20 protein-coding genes are annotated in these 18194 nt (G+C 75.2%); 9 read left to right on the top strand and 11 right to left on the bottom strand.

What is annotated here, in order from left to right; translation table 11 throughout:
- Positions 1-108: 108 nt before the first annotated feature.
- Positions 109-1209 carry a winged helix DNA-binding domain-containing protein gene (locus CLV72_RS16080; protein WP_106246608.1) on the top strand — a complete coding sequence of 367 codons (1101 nt, stop codon included), beginning with the start codon at positions 109-111 and terminating at the stop codon, positions 1207-1209.
- Positions 1210-1268: 59 nt separating this feature from the next.
- Here CLV72_RS16080 and CLV72_RS16085 read toward each other — a convergent pair whose 3' ends face one another.
- Together CLV72_RS16085 and CLV72_RS16090 are read right to left on the bottom strand one after the other, a co-directional pair.
- Positions 1269-1748 (bottom strand): nuclear transport factor 2 family protein, encoded by a 480-nt coding sequence (locus CLV72_RS16085; RefSeq protein ID WP_106246610.1) that lies wholly within the window; start codon positions 1746-1748, stop codon positions 1269-1271.
- Positions 1749-1806: 58 nt separating this feature from the next.
- Complete coding sequence (locus CLV72_RS16090; RefSeq protein WP_106246613.1) at positions 1807-2187, bottom strand: DoxX family protein; 381 nt, start codon at positions 2185-2187, stop codon at positions 1807-1809.
- 191 nt (positions 2188-2378) lie between these two features.
- On the opposite strand from CLV72_RS16090, the gene sigJ reads away from it, so the two are divergent.
- The gene (gene sigJ / locus CLV72_RS16095) at positions 2379-3314 is read left to right on the top strand and encodes an RNA polymerase sigma factor SigJ (RefSeq protein WP_106246616.1); all 936 of its coding nucleotides are present in this window, start codon (positions 2379-2381) and stop codon (positions 3312-3314) included.
- 16 nt (positions 3315-3330) lie between these two features.
- Here sigJ and CLV72_RS16100 read toward each other — a convergent pair whose 3' ends face one another.
- The gene (locus CLV72_RS16100; RefSeq protein WP_106246618.1) at positions 3331-4224 is read right to left on the bottom strand and encodes a DMT family transporter; all 894 of its coding nucleotides are present in this window, start codon (positions 4222-4224) and stop codon (positions 3331-3333) included.
- Here CLV72_RS16100 and CLV72_RS16105 point away from each other — a divergent pair.
- Positions 4223-5674, top strand: coding sequence for an aminotransferase-like domain-containing protein (locus CLV72_RS16105; RefSeq protein WP_106246621.1), 1452 nt, complete (start codon positions 4223-4225; stop codon positions 5672-5674). The genes CLV72_RS16100 and CLV72_RS16105 overlap by 2 nt on opposite strands.
- 1 nt (position 5675) lies before the next feature.
- Here the strand turns inward: CLV72_RS16105 and CLV72_RS16110 are convergent, their stop codons facing one another.
- Positions 5676-6833 carry a GDSL-type esterase/lipase family protein gene (locus CLV72_RS16110; protein ID WP_106246624.1) on the bottom strand — a complete coding sequence of 386 codons (1158 nt, stop codon included), beginning with the start codon at positions 6831-6833 and terminating at the stop codon, positions 5676-5678.
- Positions 6830-7405 (bottom strand): TetR/AcrR family transcriptional regulator, encoded by a 576-nt coding sequence (locus CLV72_RS16115; protein ID WP_106246626.1) that lies wholly within the window; start codon positions 7403-7405, stop codon positions 6830-6832. Before CLV72_RS16115 ends, CLV72_RS16110 begins: the two co-directional genes overlap by 4 nt.
- A 70-nt stretch (positions 7406-7475) precedes the next feature.
- On the opposite strand from CLV72_RS16115, the gene CLV72_RS16120 reads away from it, so the two are divergent.
- Complete coding sequence (locus CLV72_RS16120) at positions 7476-7976, top strand: FBP domain-containing protein (protein ID WP_106246628.1); 501 nt, start codon at positions 7476-7478, stop codon at positions 7974-7976.
- A gap of 100 nt (positions 7977-8076) precedes the next feature.
- Entirely contained in the window at positions 8077-8712 is a 636-nt protein-coding gene (locus CLV72_RS16125; RefSeq protein WP_106246630.1) for a TetR/AcrR family transcriptional regulator, read from the top strand.
- Here CLV72_RS16125 and CLV72_RS16130 read toward each other — a convergent pair.
- Together CLV72_RS16130 and CLV72_RS16135 are read right to left on the bottom strand one after the other, a co-directional pair.
- Positions 8709-9947: an RNA polymerase sigma factor gene (locus CLV72_RS16130; protein WP_106246632.1), complete on the bottom strand. Its 1239-nt coding sequence runs from the start codon at positions 9945-9947 to the stop codon at positions 8709-8711. The genes CLV72_RS16125 and CLV72_RS16130 overlap by 4 nt on opposite strands.
- 48 nt (positions 9948-9995) lie before the next feature.
- On the bottom strand, positions 9996-10355 hold the full coding sequence (locus CLV72_RS16135; RefSeq protein ID WP_106246633.1) for a YciI family protein: 360 nt from the start codon (positions 10353-10355) through the stop codon (positions 9996-9998).
- Positions 10356-10474: 119 nt separating this feature from the next.
- Here CLV72_RS16135 and CLV72_RS16140 point away from each other — a divergent pair, with 119 nt between their 5' ends.
- Entirely contained in the window at positions 10475-11437 is a 963-nt protein-coding gene (locus CLV72_RS16140; RefSeq protein ID WP_106246634.1) for a phosphotransferase family protein, read from the top strand.
- 33 nt (positions 11438-11470) lie between these two features.
- On the opposite strand, the gene CLV72_RS16145 is transcribed toward CLV72_RS16140, so the two are convergent.
- A complete protein-coding gene (locus CLV72_RS16145; protein WP_106246635.1) occupies positions 11471-11896 on the bottom strand; it encodes a VOC family protein in 426 nt (141 codons plus the stop codon).
- A gap of 114 nt (positions 11897-12010) precedes the next feature.
- On the opposite strand from CLV72_RS16145, the gene CLV72_RS16150 reads away from it, so the two are divergent.
- Positions 12011-12970, top strand: coding sequence for a helix-turn-helix transcriptional regulator (locus CLV72_RS16150; protein ID WP_106246636.1), 960 nt, complete (start codon positions 12011-12013; stop codon positions 12968-12970).
- Between the two features lie 20 nt (positions 12971-12990).
- On the opposite strand, the gene CLV72_RS16155 is transcribed toward CLV72_RS16150, so the two are convergent.
- Positions 12991-14994: an elongation factor G gene (locus tag CLV72_RS16155; RefSeq protein WP_106246637.1), complete on the bottom strand. Its 2004-nt coding sequence runs from the start codon at positions 14992-14994 to the stop codon at positions 12991-12993.
- Positions 14995-15231: 237 nt separating this feature from the next.
- Between CLV72_RS16155 and CLV72_RS33285 the strand changes: the two genes are divergently transcribed.
- Positions 15232-15825 (top strand): DNA-3-methyladenine glycosylase I, encoded by a 594-nt coding sequence (locus CLV72_RS33285; RefSeq protein ID WP_281262421.1) that lies wholly within the window; start codon positions 15232-15234, stop codon positions 15823-15825.
- A gap of 18 nt (positions 15826-15843) precedes the next feature.
- Here CLV72_RS33285 and CLV72_RS16165 read toward each other — a convergent pair whose 3' ends face one another.
- Positions 15844-16467 (bottom strand): dihydrofolate reductase family protein, encoded by a 624-nt coding sequence (locus CLV72_RS16165; protein ID WP_106246639.1) that lies wholly within the window; start codon positions 16465-16467, stop codon positions 15844-15846.
- A gap of 151 nt (positions 16468-16618) precedes the next feature.
- Entirely contained in the window at positions 16619-17095 is a 477-nt protein-coding gene (locus CLV72_RS16170) for a MarR family winged helix-turn-helix transcriptional regulator (RefSeq protein ID WP_106246641.1), read from the bottom strand.
- Between the two features lie 112 nt (positions 17096-17207).
- Here CLV72_RS16170 and CLV72_RS16175 point away from each other — a divergent pair, with 112 nt between their 5' ends.
- Positions 17208-18143: a nitroreductase/quinone reductase family protein gene (locus tag CLV72_RS16175; RefSeq protein WP_106246643.1), complete on the top strand. Its 936-nt coding sequence runs from the start codon at positions 17208-17210 to the stop codon at positions 18141-18143.
- The last annotated feature ends 51 nt before the right edge of the window (positions 18144-18194 follow it).

The raw sequence follows: 18194 nt of genomic DNA on the forward strand, positions 1-18194 counted from the left end.
TTTCCCTGGCACCGTGGTCACCGAGCGGGGAGAGCGCCGGCCGGCGTCGTGCGGGTGCCGGACGTCGCCGGCCCGTACGACGCGTCCTGAGCGAAGGGATTCGAACCGATGACCGTTCTCAGCACCCGGGCGCTCAACCGCGCGACGCTCGCCCGGCAGCTGCTGCTCGAACGCGCCGACCTGCCCGTGCCGGACGCCGTCGCGCACCTGTGCGGCCTGCAGGCGCAGGAGCCGCAGGAGCCGTTCACCGGCCTCTGGTCGCGGCTGCGCGCCTTCGACCCGGCGGTGCTCTCGGAGCTGCTGCTCCGGGGGCGCGTAGTGCGCACCCACCTGATGCGCCGCACCGTCCACCTCGTCACGGCCGAGGACGCGCTGGCCTGGCGGGCCCGCCACGACGCCATGCTGCGGCAGCGGGTGCTGGGGGTCTACCGCCGCGAGCTGGCCGGGGTCGACCTCGGCGAGCTCGCGGCGGCGGGGCGGGCGGTGATGGCCGACGGCGAGCCGCGCTCGATGCCCCAGCTGGCGCGCGAGCTGGACGGGCGCTGGCCGGAGGCGGGGCCCAGGGCGCTGGGGGAGATGCTGGTCGCCGCCCTCCTGCCGATGGCGCAGCTGCCGCCGCGCGGGCTGTGGGGGGTGCGGGCGGGGGTGCGCTACGCGCTGCTGCCGTCCTGGCTGGGCCGCGAGGTCGCCCCCCTGCCCGCCGACGCCGCCGACGCGGTCGGCCAGGCGCTGGTGCGGCGCTACCTGGCCGCGTTCGGCCCGGCCGCAACGGCCGACCTGCGGGCCTGGTGCGGCCTGGCCGGGCTCCCGGCCGCGGTCGCCGCGATCCGCGAGGAGCTGGTGTCCTTCCGCGACGAGCGCGGCCGGGAGCTGCTCGACCTGCCCGGCGCGCCGCGCCCGGATCCCGGCACACCCGCCCCGGTGCGGTTCCTGCCCGCCTTCGACAACGCGATCCTCGGCTACCAGGACCGGAACCGCGTCATCGACGACGCCCACCGCGGCCTGTCGGTCGCCGGCGCCCGCGTCGTCCTGGTGGACGGCCGGGCCGCGGCGACCTGGACCGTGGCGGCCGGCACCGTGGCCGTGGACCCGCTGCGCGGCTTCACCCGGGCCGAGCGCGCCGCCGTCGCCGAGGAGGGGCGGGCGCTGGCGCGCTTCCTGTCCGACGGCGAACGCGAGGGGGTGCGGGTCGCCGCGTCCCCCCGGTGACCTGCGCGCCGCCCCGGGCCGGGCGGAGTCCCGGTCCGGGGCGGCGCGGCCGGGCCCTCTCAGCCCTCGGCCGAAGGCGCGGGCCCGGCCGGCGCGCCGGGAGGCGCCCCCGCGGTGCCTCCCAGCGGCGCGCTGTCGGAGTACCTGATCTCGTAGGTGCGCTCGGTGAACCTCCAGCCGTCGGCGGTGCGCCGGAAGCGGTCGTGGTACAGCGCGTAGTTCTGGTGGGAGGCGCCGGTGCGGAAGCGCCCCAGCTCCGCGACGTACACCCGGCCGACCGCGGTGTCGCCGTCCACCCGGATCGAGCCCGGGTGGACGTTCTGCACGAAGAACTCCCAGTTGCCCTGGAGGCGCTCGAAGCCCGCGCGGATCGCCTCCCGGCCGGTGAACTCGATACCGGCGCCGGGGATCCGCCAGACGCCGTCGTCGGTGAACAGCGCCGCGGCGCGCCCGTAGTCGCGGGTCATCCCCGCGTCGGTGAACTCGCCGGGCAGCGCCGCGATCTCCACGCGGTCGGCGAGGGCCTGCAGATCGTGCATCGTGTTGCTTCCTTCCATTCGGACGGATCCCGTTCGGGCGGCCCGCGGCCGCGCCGGCTCAGCCGGTGAACGGTTCGAGGGCGAAGCGGCCCCAGACGACGAAGGCGGCCAGGGCGAGCAGGACCGCGCTCACCGCGACCCCCTGGTACTCGCGGCGGCGCAGGTGCACGGCGATCGCGCCGGTCATCAGCAGCACCAGGCCCAGGGCGGCCACCGGCACCAGGCCGGGCGCGATGCCGAGCGCCGCGGGCAGCACCAGGCCGGCCGCGGCCAGCAGCTCCAGGACGCCGATGGCCCTGACGGTGCCGCCGCCGGCGTCCTGCACCCATGCGAAGCCCCAGGCGGCCAGCCGCTCCCTGGACCGGGCCAGCTTCGCGGCGCCGCTGGCCAGGTAGAGGACGGCCAGCAGGCCGGCCGTGATCCACAGTGCGAGGTTCACCGGGGGCCTCCCCGGGCGGAACGAACGGTCATGATGGCGCTGGGACTCCTGTCGGCTGGGCGGTGCGTCGTCTCAGGCGGTACGACGACGCAGCCCGCCCGGATGTGACGCGGGCGCAGGCGTCACATTCCGGGGCGCCGTCTCGTCGGACTCCATGAGGGCGGCAGCGACCGAGGGAGGCCGGTGACACCATGACGACCCCGCCGGAGCCGGAGGAGTCCCGGTCCGATCCCGGGCTGAGCGCGATCATGGGCGAGCGGCGCCGGCTGATCAATCTCGCCTACCGGCTCCTGGGGTCGCTGACCGAGGCCGAGGACGCCGTCCAGGAGACCTACGCCCGCTGGTACGCCATGTCCGGGCCGCGGCGCGAGGCCGTCCGCTCGCCCGGTGCCTGGCTGACGACGGTGGCCGGCCGGATCTGCCTGGACCTGCTGGGCTCGGCGCGGGTCAGGCGGGAGAACTACGTGGGGGAGTGGATCCCCGAGCCGCTGCCCGACCGCTCGGAGTGGATCGGCGGCCGGCCGGGCGGCGCCGCTGCCGACCCGGCCGACCGGGTCACCCTCGACGAGTCGGTCGGCATGGCCTTCCTCGTCGTGCTCGACGCGATGACCCCGGCCGAACGCGTCGCCTTCGTCCTGCACGACGTGTTCGGCTACCCCTTCGCCGAGGTGGCCGGGATCGTCGGCCGGACCCCGGCGGCCTGCCGCAAACTGGCCTCCTCGGCCCGCCGCCGTATCCGCGGCTCGCGGGGCGCCGCGACGCCGCCGGACCGGCGCGCCGGCGTCGTCGGCGACTTCAAGCGGGCCTGGGAGGCCAAGGACATCGACGCCCTCATCGGCCTGCTGGACCCCGGGGCCACGGCGGTCGGCGACGGCGGCGGCCTCGCCACCGCCGCGCTGGAGCCGGTCGTGGGCGCCGAGCCGATCGCCCGCAAGCTCGTCGACCTGGTCGGCCAGGCCCCCGACGCGGTGATCCTGGAGCGGAGGGTCAACGGCCAGCCCGGCCTGGTCATCCGGTTGGACGGGACCACCGCGGCGGTGCTGGCCTTCGATGTCGCCGGCGGCCGGGTCACCCGCATCTGGGCGGTGCGCAACCCCGAGAAGCTGCGCCCGTGGACGGCGGACTGACACGGCGCGATCCCGGTCACGCGCGGGCGCGCTGGGTGACCGCGATGCAGGCGAGCACGACCGCGGCGGTGACCGGGGCGAGGGCGGACAGCTGCTCCCCCATGAGCAGCACCGACCACACCAGGGTGATCAGCGGCTGGGCGAGCTGGATCTGGCTCGCCTTGGGCACCCCGATGGCGGCCATGCCGCGGTACCACACGACGAAGGCGCCGAACTGGGAGACGGCGGCGACGTAGGCCATGCCGATGACCGCCTTGGTGGTCAACTGCACCGGCTCCCAGGGGAGAGCGGCGGCGGTGACCAGGGCGGACACCGGAAGGGCGGCGACGACGCCCCAGGCGATGACCTGCCAGCCCGGCATGTGGGAGGCGAGCCGGCCGCCCTGGGCGTAGCCGGCGGCGCACACCACCACGGAGGCGAACAGGTAGGCGTCGTCCAAGCTGGGCAGCCCGCCGCCGCGGTGGAGGGTGAAGGCGACCACGGCGGCCGCGCCGACGCAGGCGGCGGTCCAGAAGGTGCGCGAGGGGCGCCGGCCGGTCAGCGCGGCCGAGATGGCGGCGGTTGCCAGCGGCAGCAGGCCGATGACGACGGCCGAGTGCGCGGTGGAGGAGGTCTGCAGGGCCAGTGTGGTGAGCAGCGGATTGCCGATGACGCAGCCGCCCGCCACGGTGAGCAGGGCCGGCCAGTGCCGCCGCTCGGGTACCGGCACCCGCGCCGCGAGCAGGCAGCCGGCGGCGAGCAGCCCGGCCAGCAGCCCCCGCACACCGGTGGCCGTCCACGGGCCGAAGCCGTCGAGGGCCCACACGGTGCCCGGGAAGCTGAAGGAGAAGGAGACGACGCCGAGGACGGCCATCAGGGTGCCGCCGACCGCTACCGCCGAGGACCGGGTAGCGCTATCTTGTGCTGTCATGAACGACGGTAGCAGTGTCGCGCATCTGGTCGCGAGCCTGCGCAGGGAGCTTGACCGCTACTCGGATGGCGAGAAGCTGCCGTCCAGTCGGGAGCTGGTGGCGCGCTACCAGGTCGGTCCGGTCACGGTCTCCCGGGCGATCGCCTCCCTCGCCGCCGAAGGGCTGGTCACCTCCCGTCCCGGCGCGGGCGTGTTCAAGGCGGCCGTCCGCCGCGCCTCCGACGGCGCCCGCGACGTCTCCTGGCAGGAGGTGGCGCTGAGCGCCGATGCACCGCTGGGCAGCCTCGGCGCGGGCGCCGCCGGTGTCGTGGCCACCCTCGCCGCCCCGCCGCCCGAGGTCATCGACCTCAACGGCGGCTACTCGCACGCGGTGCTCCAACCGGAGCGCGCCCTGGCCGCCGCCCTGGCCCGCGCCGGGCGGCGGCCGGGCACCTGGTCCCGCCCGCCGGTGGAGGGCCTGGCCGAGCTGCGCGACTGGTTCGCCCGCGACATCTGCGGCCCCGGCGGCCTTCTGGACGGCGCCAATGTGCTGATCACCGCCGGGGGCCAGAGCGCGCTCACCACCGCGCTGCGGGCGCTGGCCGCTCCCGGGTCCCCCGTCCTGGTGGAGTCGCCGACCTATCCCGGCATGCTCGCCGTCGCCCGCGCCGCCGGGCTGCGGCCCGTCCCGGTCCCGGTGGACGCCGACGGCGTCCGCACCGACCTGCTGGCGGACGCCTTCGGCGCCACCCGGGCCCGGGTATTCGTCTGCCAGCCGCTGTTCCACAACCCCACCGGCGCGGTGCTCTCCCAGCAGCGGCGCACCGCCGTGCTCGACACCGCCCGGGCGGCCGGCGCCTTCGTCGTGGAGGACGACTTCGCCCGCCGCCTCGCGCACGCCGACGCCGCGCCCTCACCGCCCCCGCTGGCCGCCGCCGACCCGGACGGGGTGGTCGTGCACGTGCGCTCGCTGACCAAGGCGGTCGCGCCGAGCCTGCGCATCGGCGCGCTGGCCGCCCGCGGCCCGGTCCTGGAGCGGCTGCGGGCGGTGCAGGTGGTCGACAGCCTCTTCGTCCCCCGCCCGCTGCAGGAGACCGCCCTGGAGCTGGTCGGCTCCCCGGCCTGGGCCGGCCACCTGCGGGCGCTCGCCGGCGCCCTGCGCGAGCGCCGGACCGCGCTGCTGGCCGCGCTGGGCGGCGCGCTGCCCGGGCTGCTGCCGCACCGCCCGCCCCAGGGCGGCTACCACCTGTGGCTCCGGCTGCCCGACGGCACCGACGAGTCCGCCGTCGCCGCGGCCGCGCTGCGCCGCGGCGTGGCGGTCACCGCGGGCGCCCCCTACTTCCCCGCCGAGCCGTCGGCCCCCCACCTGCGGCTGAGCTATGCCGGTACCCCCGGCACCGCGCAGCTGGCCGAAGGGGTGCGCCGCCTGGCCCAGGCCGTGCGCGACGCCGAGACCGCGGCGGAGCGGTGACTCACCCGCTCCACACCCCGCCGGCGCCGAAGACCAGTTCGGCGAAGCGCTCGCCGATGCGGCGGTGGCCGGCCGGGTCGGGGTGGGCCCCGTCGGGCAGCGGCAGTTCGGCGAAGTCGGCCTCCCCGTACAGCGAGCGGCCGTCCAGGTAGGTGATGTTCGGGTCGTCGGCCGCCCGGTGCGTGGTGACGCGGGCCAGCTCCGCGCGGATGACGGTGAGCGTCAGCCGCCCGGTGGCCGCGTCGGCTGGGTCGCCGGTGGCGCGGAAGCGCAGTCCCGGGCTGTCGGGGTCGACGGCGAGGGGGCCGGGGGTGTGCTCCTGGACGGGGCACAGGACCGGCGAGACGACCAGCAGCGGCGTGTCGGGGTGCCCGTCGCGGATCGTGTCGAGGAAGCCGTGGACCGCGGTGGTGAAGCCGCGGACCCGCATCAGGTCGGCATTGGCCAGGTTGATGCCGATCTTGAGGCTGATCAGGTCCGCGGGCGTGTCGCGGATGGCGCGGGCGGTGAACGGGTCCAGCAGCGCGTTCCCGCTGAAGCCGAGGTTGACCAGCTCGACGCCGCCCCGGGCGGCGGCCAGCGCGGGCCAGGTCTGCGTCGGGCTCGCGGCGGTGGAGCCGTGGCTGATGGAGCTGCCGTGGTGCAGCCACACCCGCCGGCCGCGGTCGGGCACGGGTTCGGCGGGGGCGTCGGTGCGCAGCGCGATCAGCTCGGTGGTCTCGGTCTGCGGCAGCCACACCTCCACGTCCTTCGCCTCCGCCGGCAGGCCGGTGAAGGCGACGGTGCCGGGCGGGCCCGGCCGGACGGTCGAGGACTGGTCGGCCATGTCGATGAGCTCCAGCCGGCCCTCGGGCGCACTGGCCTGGCCGGTCAGCCGGCCGTCGACGAGGAGGTCGTAGACGCCGTCGGGCTGCCGCGGGCCGCCCCGGTAGGCGCGCTTGGTGGCGAGGACGTCCAGTTCGACGGCGGTGGCGCGGGTGCGGAAGGCCAGCCGCACGCCCGACGGCTGGGACTCGACCCTGGCCAGGTAGGCGTCCGGGAAGAGCCGGCGCGCCCGGGCGGGCAGCCGGTGCGGCAGCACACCGTGCGCGGTGCGCTCCAGTTCGAGTGCGCCGCGCAGGACGCGCGTGTCGATGGGCGTGGTGGTCCAGTGGGTCATGCGGTCCTCGCCGGGTGCTTGCGCAGCGCGAAGTCGAGGGTGTCCAGGACCCAGGCCCAGGAGGCGTCGGCCTCGCGCGGCGTGTGGCGGAAGGAGCCGGACAGCTCCAGGCTCACGAAGCCGTGGAAGGCGCCGCCCAGGAAGCGCACCGCGTCGGTCTGGTCGGGTTCGGGCAGGTCGTAGCCGCGCAGGATCGCGCGGGTCATCTCTGAGTGCCGGGGGCCCGCGCTGGCCGCGGCCGTCTGCGGATCGAGCTCGTACCGGGAGGCGGCGTAGCGGCCCGGGTGCTGTTTGGCGTAGCCGCGGTAGGCGTCGGCGAAGGCCACCAGCGCGTCCCGGCCCGCGCGCCCGGCCAGGGCGGCGGCCGCCCGGTCGGCCAGCTCCTCCAGGGCCAGCAGCGCCACCCGCGCCTTCAGCTCCCGGGCGTTCTCGATGTGCGCGTACAGGCTCGGGTCCTTGACGCCGAGGCGGCGGGCGACCGCCGAGACGGTCAGCCGGTCGAAGCCGATCTCGTCGGCCAGCTCCGCCGCCGCCAGGGTCAGCCGCTCGCCTGCGCCGCCCGCGCGTGCCATGGGGCCTCCAGTCCGTCTAAGCGAATAAATGATTTGCCTAATTATATTAGGACGGATTAGCCTCGTCGACATGAGACCGATCACCGAGAGCGACATCCGCGGGTCGTTCGTGAACTGCTCAAAGGGGGAGGCCAAGCGGCTGAGCCTCCCCGGCGACCTGGGCGAACCGCCCTGGGCCGACCTCGACTTCCTCGGCTGGCGCGATCCCGGCGCCCCCGACCGCGGCTACCTGGTGGCCGAGCGCGACGGCGGCGAACTGGTCGGGATCGCGCTCCGGGCCACCCGCAGCGGTTCGCGCGCCTTCACCGCGCGCAGCATGTGCTCGCTCTGCCTCACCACCCACACCAGCGGCGGCGTGGCGCTGATGACCGCCCGCCGCGCCGGCGACGCCGGGCGGCAGGGCAACTCGGTCGGCCAGTACCTGTGCACCGACCTGGCCTGCTCGCTGTACACCCGGGGCCGCAGGCAGCCGTCCGCCGGCCGGGACTACGAGGAGACCCTGTCCGTGGACGACAGGATCCTCCGCACCCGGGGCAATCTGGCCGCCTTCGTCGACCGGGTGCTCGCCTAGCGCCGCCGGGTACGGCACGCGCCGTACCCGAGTTGGCGTCGACCGGCGGCACCGAGCACGATGGGGCGGTACGACGGGTACCGCACGCGGGAACGGGGCCATGACGGGGAATCCGGCCGGGCGGCAGGGCGCCGGGCAGACGCGGCGGCGCGGAGCCGCCCTGGAGGAGGCGATCCTGGACGCCGCGGTCGCCGAACTCACCGAGGCCGGATACGCCGGCCTGACCATGGACGGGGTCGCCGCCCGCGCCGGCACCAACAAGAACGCCATCTACCGCCGCTGGCCGAACCGCCTCGCGCTGGGGACCGCCGCCTACCGGCGGCTGAGCACCGCGGTGCCCGCCCCCGACACCGGGAGCCTGCGCGGCGACGCCCTCGAACTGCTGCGCCGGGCGAACCGGCACTGGAGTTCGCCCCTCGGGGGGATCCTGCGTGAGCTGATCGCCGCGGCCGGCGGCGCGGCGCAGCTGCTGGCGCCGCTGCACGAGCTGTCCGCCGAGGCCGCGGCCGCCCCCTGGCTGACCCTCCTGGGGCGCGCGGTCGCCCGGGGCGAGGCGGCGCCCGAGGCGCTGCACCCGCGGGTCGCCACCGTCGCCATCGTGCTGCTGCGCAACGAGTTCGTCGTGCGCGGGGTCCCCTCCGCACCGGACGAGGTCCTGGTCGAGATCGTCGACGAGGTGTATCTGCCGCTGGTGCGGCGGCGGGGCGCGGACCCCGGCAGGCCGCCCCGGGGCTAGGGGGCGGCCGCGGCGCGGGCCGCGCGGGCCAGCAGCAGCTCGCGTTCGCGGGCGTTGCGGGCCAGGCCGGCCGCCCGTTCGAACTCCGCGCGGGCCTCCTCGCGGCGGTCCAGCCGCTCCAGCAGGTCGGCGCGCACGCTCGGCAGCAGGTGGTAGTTCTTCATCGCGGGCTCGCCGGCCAGCGCGTTGACCAGTTCGAGCCCGGCCGCCGGGCCGCGCGCCATCGCCACGGCCACCGCCCGGTTCAGCTCCACCACCGGGGAGGGGGTGAGCGCCGCCAGCCGCTCGTACAGCTTGGCGATCACCGCCCAGTCGGTCTCGTCGTAGCGCACGGCGCGTGCGTGGCAGGCCGCGATCGCGGCCTGGACCGAGTACGGGCCGGTGCCCGCCCGCAGCAGCGCCTGCTCGCCGCGGCGGATCAGCAGCCGGTTCCACCGGGCGCGGTTCTGGTCGGCGAGCAGCACGGGTTCACCGCCGGGCCCGGTGCGGGCCGCGATGCGCGAGGACTGGAACTCCAGCAGCGCGGCCAGGCCGTGCACCTCGGGCTCATCGGGCATCAGCCCGGCCAGCACCCGCGCCAGCCGCAGCGCGTCCTCGCACAGCGCCGGGCGGACCAGGTCGTCGCCGGCGGTCGCGGAGTAGCCCTCGTTGAAGATCAGGTAGATGACCTCCAGCACCGACGACAGGCGCGCGGAGCGGTCGGCGCCGTAGGGCACCTCGAACGGGACCCCGGCCTTGGCGAGCGCCCGCTTGGCGCGCACGATGCGTTGGCCGACGGTCGGCTCGGACACGAGGAAGGCGCGGGCGATCTCCTCGGTGGTCAGCCCGCCGAGCAGCCGCAGCGTCAGCGCCGTCCTGGCCTCCGTCGACAGCACGGGGTGGCAGGCGGTGAAGATCAGCCGCAGCAGGTCGTCGTCGATGTCGTCGGCGGCGGCGGGCTCGGGCGGCGGCACGTCCTCCAGCGAGCGGCCGACCTCCGCCAGCTTGCGCGCGTAGGTCTCCTTGCGCCGCACCAGGTCGATGGCGCGGTGCTTGGCGGTGGCCATGAGCCAGGCGCCCGGCTTCTCCGGGACGCCCGACTCCGGCCACTGCTCCAGGGCGGCGACCAGCGCGTCCTGCGCCAGCTCCTCGGCGATGCCCACGTCCCGCACGATGCGGGCGACACCGGCGATGATCCGCGCGGACTCGATCCTGAACACCGTCTCGACCGACTCGGCCGCCCTCTCCCCGTCCACAGGCACCCATCAGAGCAGCAGGGTGCGGACAGGGCAAGTTCGACCTGCTCAGCCCTCCTTGATCTCGCGGACCTCGCAGGTGAAGTCGCCCGCGTAGAGCCCCTGCACCTCCATGAACCGGCGGGTCCACTCCAGCGCCTCGGCCTTGTCCTTGGCCTGGATGATGGTGTAGCCGCCGATGACCTCCTTGCTCTCGGTGAAGGGGCCGTCGGTGTAGCTGATCCTGCCGCCGGACCAGCTGACCCGGGTCCCCGCGGCGGTCGGGGTCAGCTCGGCCATGTCGAGCACCACCCCGGCCTTGGTGATCTCCTCGAAGAGCGCGCCCATCCGCGCCTGGAGTTCCTCGCTAGGCGGCTCGGTGGGGAAGTTCTGCTCGTCGTTCATGGCGAAGGTGATGAAGCGCGGCATGGTGGGCTCCTTTGTCGTAGCGTCCGGCGGGCTCTCTTCCCGCCTCTCACCTGTGCGTCGATCGGAGGGCGGCCGGTTCGACAGCCTCCCGGGATCTTTTTTCGAATAGTTTGGGCGGCATGACGGATGAGGGCTCGGACCCGCCCCGGTCGGCCGCCGCGCGTGTCGCCGCCGAGGTCCTGGCCGCCCGCGGCCTCGGTCTGGCGGACGCGTCGCCCGGCCGGGGCTGGACCAACGCCACCTGGCTGACCCGCGAGTTCGTCGTCCGGGTCGCCCGGCGCCCCGGCCCTGCCGACCTGGTCCGCGAGGCGTCGCTGGCCGCCCTGCTCCCGGCCGAGGTCGGCTACCCCGAGATCGTCGACCTCGGCGTCGCGCACGGGCACGAGTGGGTCATCACCCGCCGCATCCCCGCGCGGAACCTGGAGGACGCCTGGCCAAAGCTGAGCGCGCGGCAGCGCGCCGACGCCCTCGAACAGGTGTGGTCCAGGGTCGAGCACGTCCACCGCGTCGACCTGGCGACCGCCGCCGCGCACGCGCGCCCCCGCTCGCCGTTCTTCCCCGCCACCGCGGCCGAGGCGGCCGCCCGGCTGGACCGGCTGCGCGCGGCCGGGCTGCTCAGCGGAGCGCAGGCGGCGGCGCTGGGGGAGGCGATGGACCGCTTCTGGGCGGCGCTGCCCGCCGCCCCTGCGGTGCTCAACCACGGCGACCTCGGCATGTGCAACGCGCTGTGGCGGGACGGGCGGGTCGTGTCCGTGCTGGACTTCGAGTTCGCCGTCGTCGCGCCGCTCGCGGTCGACCTCAACGAGATCCTCAAGTTCGCCTTCGCACCCTCCGAGGGCGACGGCCCCGTGCGCGAGGCGGCGATGGGCATCGCCCGCACCGCACTGCCCGCCTCCGGCGGCACCGACGTACTCCTCGGCTACGCCATCATGCTGGAGTCCTGGCTCACCGAGAACGAACTGGCCGCGGACCCGGCGGACGGCCCCGCCGACCCCGAGCCCCACCGGCTGCTCACCTCGCTCGCCGACGGCGGGGGCGGCCACCTCGCCCCGCTCCTGGCCGCGCCCGCCCCGGGCGGCTGACCGCGCGGCCCGGGGCGGTGGCCGGGAGGCGCCTCAGCCCTCGGCCTCGGCGGTCGCGGCCAGGACCTCCAGGTAGTGCGGGCTGTACATCAGGCCGAGGACATTGCCGAAGGGGTCGACGACGGACGCGGTGACGAACCCGGCCTCGCGCCGGGTCAGCTCCTGGTACGGCGCGGCCCCCATGGACAGCAGCCGGTCCACGGCGGCCTGCACGTCGTCTACGTGCCAGTGCATGACCGCGCCGCCGGGCCCGGGCGCCGCGCCCTCGGGGGCGTAGCGCCGGTCGATCAGGCCCAGCTCGTCCTGGTGGTCCCCGACGCGGAACTCGACGTAGGCGGGCCTCCCGTCCGGGCCCGAGCGCTCGAAGTACGGCTCGATGCCCAGCAGTTCCGTGTACCAGTCCTTCGCCGCCGCCACATCGTCCGCCCAGTAGCTGATGGTGGTGAATCCCCGCAGCATGTCCGTACGTCCTCTCGTTCCCTCCGGTCGGTGCGACCGGTGCCCTCTGCCAGGGGAGACGCTAGGCGGCCTTGCGGAAGCACTGCTTCCTCAAGGGGCTGGCAGACTCGGGGAATGCTGGAGACCTCGGTGCGGCTGCTGCGGCTGCTGTCACTGCTGCAGGCGCGGCCCGGCTGGTCCGGGGCCGAACTCGCCGACCGCCTGTCCGTGACCACCAGGACCGTCCGCAGCGACATCGAGCGGCTGCGCGGCCTGGGCTACCAGATCCACTCGATGACCGGCACGGCCGGCGGCTACCGGCTGGGGGCGGGCGCGGCGGTGCCGCCGCTGCTGCTCGACGACGACGAGGCCGTCGCGGTGGCCGTCGGACTGCACACCGCCGCGAGCGGCAGCGTGGCCGGGATCGAGGAGACCTCGCTGCGCGCGATCGCCAAACTCCAGCGGATGCTGCCGCCCCGGCTGCGCCGCCGGATCGAGGCGCTGCGCGCCGCGACCGTCTCGCTCCCCGGGCGCGGCCCGGCGATCGACCCGGCGACGCTCACCGCCGTCGCGGCCGCCGTCCGCGACCGCGAGCGGCTGCGCTTCGACTACCAGGGCCACGACGGAGGCGGCGGCGTCCGGACCGTCGAACCGCACCGGCTGGTCCACACCGGGCACCGCTGGTATCTGCTGGCCTGGGACGCCGACCGCGCCGACTGGCGCACCTTCCGCGCCGACCGGATCCGGCTGCGCACCCCCAACGGCCCCCGCTTCACCCCGCGCCGCCCTCCTGAGGACGTCGCCGCACACATCGTGCGCGGTGTCGGCTCCCGGGCCTGGCGGTACCAGGCCCGGGTCCGGCTGCACGCACCGCTGGAGCGGCTCGCCGAAATGCTGCCGCCCACTGCGGGCCTGCTCCACGAGGACGGGGTCCTGGAGACCGGCGGCCCGTCACTGCACGACCTCGCAGGTTTCCTCGGCAGCCTCGGCGTGCCCTTCACCGTCATCGACCCGCCCGAGCTGCGCGACGCCCTGCTGGCGCTCGCGGACCGCTGCGCGGCGGCCGCCCGCGGGGAGGAACCGCCCGACGCCTGACGGGCCCCGCCCCACCCCCGTCACGCCTGCTCGCGGCCGCCGGTGCGGCGCTGGACGCGGAGCAGGTAGCCCTTGCGGTCGAGCGGGTCGTGGTCGGAGCGCGGGCGCTCGGGGACGGGGCCGCGCACGGGCTCGTAGCGGGCGAAGGCGGACTCCAGCAGGCCCTCGCCGCGGGTGAGGCCCGGTAGGCGCTGCTCCAGGGTGTGCACGCGTGCGGCCGGGATCTCACCCTCCACGGCGGCCGACGGGCCCTGGACCACCGGCGGGCGGGGGACCGCGCCCAGGCGGGCCAGGAGCGGCAGCAGCGGGCCGGCGGTGTCGGCCGGGAGTTCGATCCGGAAGCGGTGCAGCGGCTCGTGCACGCGGGTGCCGGCCCGGCGCAGCGCCGCCATCAGCACCAGCGGCGTCAGCTTGCGGAAGTCCTCGCCGGTGCTCGACATGCTCTTGTCGAAGCGGGCGTGGGCGTGGCTCTGCCGCGGCGCGTAGCCGGAGCGGGTGAGCGTGACGACGGTGTCGACCACCTCCCAGCCGTGCAGGCCCTGGCACAGGGTCTCGCGCACGGTGTCCTCGATCGCCTTGACGAAGGCCAGCGGCAGGGCGCCCAGTTCGATGCCCAGCCGGAAGGAGGTGCCGGCGCCCGCCGGCGCGGGCTCCACCCGCAGGCCGACGGTGGCCAGGAAGGGGTTGGCGTCCTCGCCCATCGCCTCGGCCGCCTCTCCGGTGCCGGCCGGCCGCTCGACGCAGATCGTGGTGGTCTCCTGGAAGCCGACGTCGATGCCGAAGTCATCGGCCAGGGTCGCCTGCACCACCTCCTTCTGCACCTCGCCGTAGAGCGAGACGGACAGCTCCTGGCGCACGTCGTCGCGGCGCAGGTCGATCAGCGGGTCCTGCTCGGCCAGCTGGGTGAGCGCCAGGTGCAGCCGGGCCCGGTCGGCGCGGGAGCGCGGCACGACCACGGTCTCCAGGGTGGGCGGCGCGAAGTGGAGGACGCCGGTGTCCGCGCGCCGCGGGATGCCGATCGGGTCGCCGACGCGCACCTCGCCCAGGCCCCACAGCCGGGCGATCCGGCCGGCCGGGACCGAGGGGCGCGGCACCGCGGCGCCCTGCTCGAAGACGCTGATCGCGGTGACCTTCGCCTCGGTCGGGCCGAGTTCCACCCGCTCGCGGGTCCGCAGCGTGCCGGAGAAGATCCGCGCGTAGGCGATGCGCTCCCCGGCCGGGCCGCGCTCGACCTTGAACACGGCGCCGGACAGCGGGCCGTCGGCGTCGCCCCGGGCGGCGGGCAGCAGCTCGCGGATCCCCTCGGTGAGCGCGGCCACGCCCGCGCCGGTGATCGCCGAGCCGAAGAAGACCGGATGCGCCCGCGAGCGCGCGGTCTGGGCGGCGAGCCCGGCGCGCAGCCGCCGGTAGGAGGCGGCCGCCTCGTCGGCGACGTAGTCGGCCACGAAGGCGTCGTCGTGGTCGGCGAGCACGTCGACCAGGCGGGTGGTGAAGGCGGTGTCGGCGGCGGTGTACGGGGTGAAGGCGGCGCCGCGGGTGCCGATGGCGGCGACCGAGCCCATCGCGACCGCCGACGGGCTGAGCTTCTCGGCGATCGCGCGCAGCACGCGTCCGTCGTCGGCGCCGCGCCGGTCGATCTTGTTCACGAAGACCAGCGTGGGGATGCTCAGCCGCCGCAGGGTGCGCATCAGCACCCTGGTCTGCGCCTGGACGCCCTCCACGGCGGACACGACCAGCACCGCGCCGTCGAGCACGCCCAGCACGCGTTCGACCTCGGCGATGAAGTCGGGGTGGCCGGGGGTGTCGATCAGGTTGACGGTGGTGCCGTCGACGGCGAAGGAGACGACGGCGGACTTGATGGTGATGCCGCGCTGCCGTTCCAGCGCCAGGGTGTCGGTCTGGGTGCTGCCGTCGTCGACGCTGCCGACCGCGTCGATGACTCCGGCGGCGTGCAGCAGCCGCTCGGTCAGGCTCGTCTTACCGGCGTCGACATGCGCCAGGATTCCCAGGTTGAGAGTGTGCACGGAGTTCCATGTCCTTGGGGCCGATGGGTATCGCCTGGTGGTGGGACATGGAAGTCCTCATCGTCGCTCCTTGTGGTGGGCGGTCTCCGTCGCCGGGAGTACAGCAGACCGAGGGTGCGCCGGACAAGCGGTTATTCACCCGGTGCGCTCCGACGGCGGGTGCCGCTGCTGCTAGAAAGGTGGGGCGCTCCGCACCGCGGGCGCGACGCGGACGGAGCACTCGGGGGAGTGGTGGCCTTGGCGGACCCTGACTCAGGCGGCGGCGCGGCCGGGCGCCGCTGCGCGTGGGCCGACGGCGGCTCCGCGCTGATGGCGGCTTACCACGACACCGAGTGGGGCCGTCCGCACCACGACGACCGCTACCTGTTCGAACTGCTGCTGCTCGAAGGCGCGCAGGCGGGGCTGTCGTGGTCGACGGTGCTGAACAAGAGGGAGAACTACCGCGCCGCCCTGGACGGCTTCGACGTGCGCGCGGTCGCCGGGTACGGCCCGTCGAAGCTGGCGGAGCTGATGGCCGACCCCGGCATCGTGCGCAACCGGCTGAAGGTGCGCTCCACCGCCGCCAACGCCCGCGCCTTCCTGGCGGTGGGCGAGGAGTTCGGCTCCTTCGACGCCTACCTGTGGGGCTGGGTCGGCGGGCGGCCGGTGGTGAACCGCCCGGCGCCGGGGGAGCCGCCCACGGCCAGCAGTTCGCTGTCGGACCGGATCAGCAAGGACCTCAAGAAGCGCGGCTTCACCTTCGTCGGCACCACGATCGTCTACGCGTACCTCCAGGCGGTGGGGGTCGTCGACGACCACGAGACCACCTGCCCGGCCAAGCCGGGGCGCTGAGGCCGGCGCCGGGCGCCCTCAGGACGAAGTGGCGGCTTCGTACTCGGGCCGGCCAGCGGGCCGGTAGGTCTGGATCGTGATGCCCTTCGGGGTGGTCCGCGTCTCCACCAGATCGAGCGCCGCGTCCGGGCCGCTTTCGGGGAACAGCCGAGTGCCCTGGCCGATGATCAGCGGGCAGACGAACAGGTTGATCTCGTCGACGAGGCCCTCCTGGAGCAGCCCGCGGATCAGCGCGCCGCTGCCGTGCACCTGCAACTCCCCGTCCCGTTCGGCCTTCAGCCCGCCGACGGCGGCCGCGAGCCCGCCGGACAGGACGGTGGTGCGCGCCCACCGCGGTTCGGTGAGGGTGGTCGACACGACGTACTTGGGGCGGGAGTTCAGCGGCCCCGCGATGGGGTTGCCGGCCGGGTTCGGCATCGCTCCCCAGGAGGCGGCGAAGATCTCATAGGTCCGCCGGCCGAACAGGAAGGCGTCGGCGCGCCCGTAGATCCGGTTCAACCGGGCCGCGGCCGCGTCGTCGGCGCGGAAGAGCGGCAGGGCCCAACCGCCGCGCTCGAATCCGCCGGCGCGGTCCTCGTCCGGCCCGCCGAGTCCCTGCATCACGCCGTCGATGGAGACGAACGTGGTGGTGGTGAGCTTCATGGTCGGGCTTCCTTCCCATTGGCTGTTCGGCGGTCGGGCCGGGTCGGCGGCGTCCCGGACACAGCTGTAGCTTGCTGAATCAACTCGAACTTGTCAATAGAATCCTTGATTTAGATTTGCAAGCAACATCGCCTTCGTGTCGACCGCCCGCTCAGTCCTGCCGGCCGACCTCCTCGCCCACCGCGCGCTCATAGGCGAGCAGGGCGTCCACCACGGTGCGGCGCTCGGCGGGGGACAGCGGCTCCAGCGCGGTCCGCCAGGCGGTGGCGCCCGCGGCCAGCCAGCCCTCCACGTCGGGCCTGCTCTCGGCCGTGATGCTGACGATCGTGCGCCGCCGGTCCGCGTCGTCCTCGCGGCGCTCGACCACGCCGCGGCGGCTGAGGTCGGCGACCATCAGGCTGACGGTGGCCGGGGCGACCTCCAGCCGCGCGGCCAGCTCATTCACGCCGAGCGCGCCGTCGAAGAGGAGGTAGGCGAGGAGCGAGAGGTGGCGCGGGGCCAGGTTGAGCGAGCGCAGCGCCTCCGGCGGGGGCAGCCGCTTGGCGCGTCCGACCATACGCGGCATCAGCAGCAGCATCGTCCGCACGCCGTCCTCGACGCTCAGCCCGTCCGGGGACTCCTTTGACATAGCTTGCACTCCAAAATATATTTGCTTGCAAAGCAAATCATCTTCGCTGGTGAGAGCGTATCCGAGCCGCCGCGCGGGGCCGGTGTCCTCACCCCACCGGAAGGACCGCTTGATGGCCCAGAACGACGGAACGGGCGCCGCGTCCGCGCGCCCGGACGACCCCAGGGAGTTCAACCGGCGGCTCATCGCCGAGTTCCGCGCGAACGGCGGCAGGGTGGGCGGCATGTTCGCGGGCTCGCCCCTGCTGCTGCTCACCACCACCGGTGCGCGCACCGGCCGCCCGCACACCACCCCGGCCGCCTACCTCGCCGCCGGCGAGCGGTGGATGGTGGCCGCCTCCAACGGCGGCGCCGACGAGCACCCGGCCTGGTACCGCAACCTGCTGGCCAGACCGCAGGCCGTGGTCGAGGTCGGTGACGGCACCACCGTGCGCTCGGTCGAGGTGACCGCCACCGTCCTGTCCGGCGAGCGGCGCGACGCGGTCTTCGCGCGGATCGCCGAGCACATCCCGGCCTTCGCCGGGTACCAGGCGGGCACCGAGCGCGTCATCCCGGTCGTCGCCCTGGCGCCCGCGCCCGCGGCGGACGCGTCGCGGGGGCGCGCGCTCGCCGCGGAACTGGTGCGGATCCACGCGGGGCTGCGCGCGGAGCTGGCGCGGCTGCGCGAGGCGGCCGAGGCGCCGGAGGCGGACGGCGCCGCCGGCGCCTCGGCGCGGTTGGACCTGCGCGGCCACTGCCTGACCTACTGCGAGCACCTGCACGCCCACCACGGCGGTGAGGACGCCGCGGGCTTCCCGATCGTGCTGCGCCACTTCCCGGAGCTGGAGCCGGCGATCGAGCGGCTGCGCGAGGAGCACCGAGTGGTGGCGAAGCTGACCGCGGAGCTGCGCGCGCTGGTGGAGGGCGCCGCGGCGGCCGATCCCGTGCGGCTGCGCGCCGATCTCGGCGTGCTAGCCGCGCGGCTGGAGGAGCACTTCGACCACGAGGAGCGCGAACTGCTCGCCGCGCTGGAGGCGCTGCCCGACTCGGCCGTGCCGGGCGGGGGCTGAGCGGCGAGGGCCGGGCGGCGGCCGGGCGGACCGCTATAGTCGGCTGCCCGG

It is taken from the genome of Allonocardiopsis opalescens (genome assembly GCF_003002095.1).
Classification (GTDB): Bacteria; Actinomycetota; Actinomycetes; order Streptosporangiales; family Streptosporangiaceae; genus Allonocardiopsis; species Allonocardiopsis opalescens.

What these genes read in the sequence shown, in the direction of transcription:
- CLV72_RS16150 (WP_106246636.1), top strand. Translation starts at nt 12,011, where the DNA reads ATGCTGGAGACCTCGGTGCGGCTGCTGCGGCTGCTGTCACTGCTGCAG.
- CLV72_RS16115 (WP_106246626.1), bottom strand. Translation starts at nt 7,405, where the DNA reads ATGGCACGCGCGGGCGGCGCAGGCGAGCGGCTGACCCTGGCGGCGGCG.
- CLV72_RS16175 (WP_106246643.1), top strand. Translation starts at nt 17,208, where the DNA reads ATGGCCCAGAACGACGGAACGGGCGCCGCGTCCGCGCGCCCGGACGAC.
- CLV72_RS16110 (WP_106246624.1), bottom strand. Translation starts at nt 6,833, where the DNA reads ATGACCCACTGGACCACCACGCCCATCGACACGCGCGTCCTGCGCGGC.
- CLV72_RS16145 (WP_106246635.1), bottom strand. Translation starts at nt 11,896, where the DNA reads ATGCTGCGGGGATTCACCACCATCAGCTACTGGGCGGACGATGTGGCG.
- CLV72_RS16170 (WP_106246641.1), bottom strand. Translation starts at nt 17,095, where the DNA reads ATGTCAAAGGAGTCCCCGGACGGGCTGAGCGTCGAGGACGGCGTGCGG.
- CLV72_RS16135 (WP_106246633.1), bottom strand. Translation starts at nt 10,355, where the DNA reads ATGCCGCGCTTCATCACCTTCGCCATGAACGACGAGCAGAACTTCCCC.
- CLV72_RS16140 (WP_106246634.1), top strand. Translation starts at nt 10,475, where the DNA reads ATGACGGATGAGGGCTCGGACCCGCCCCGGTCGGCCGCCGCGCGTGTC.
- CLV72_RS16080 (WP_106246608.1), top strand. Translation starts at nt 109, where the DNA reads ATGACCGTTCTCAGCACCCGGGCGCTCAACCGCGCGACGCTCGCCCGG.
- CLV72_RS16165 (WP_106246639.1), bottom strand. Translation starts at nt 16,467, where the DNA reads ATGAAGCTCACCACCACCACGTTCGTCTCCATCGACGGCGTGATGCAG.
- CLV72_RS16125 (WP_106246630.1), top strand. Translation starts at nt 8,077, where the DNA reads ATGACGGGGAATCCGGCCGGGCGGCAGGGCGCCGGGCAGACGCGGCGG.
- CLV72_RS16100 (WP_106246618.1), bottom strand. Translation starts at nt 4,224, where the DNA reads ATGACAGCACAAGATAGCGCTACCCGGTCCTCGGCGGTAGCGGTCGGC.
- CLV72_RS16085 (WP_106246610.1), bottom strand. Translation starts at nt 1,748, where the DNA reads ATGCACGATCTGCAGGCCCTCGCCGACCGCGTGGAGATCGCGGCGCTG.
- CLV72_RS16105 (WP_106246621.1), top strand. Translation starts at nt 4,223, where the DNA reads ATGAACGACGGTAGCAGTGTCGCGCATCTGGTCGCGAGCCTGCGCAGG.
- sigJ (WP_106246616.1), top strand. Translation starts at nt 2,379, where the DNA reads ATGACGACCCCGCCGGAGCCGGAGGAGTCCCGGTCCGATCCCGGGCTG.
- CLV72_RS16120 (WP_106246628.1), top strand. Translation starts at nt 7,476, where the DNA reads ATGAGACCGATCACCGAGAGCGACATCCGCGGGTCGTTCGTGAACTGC.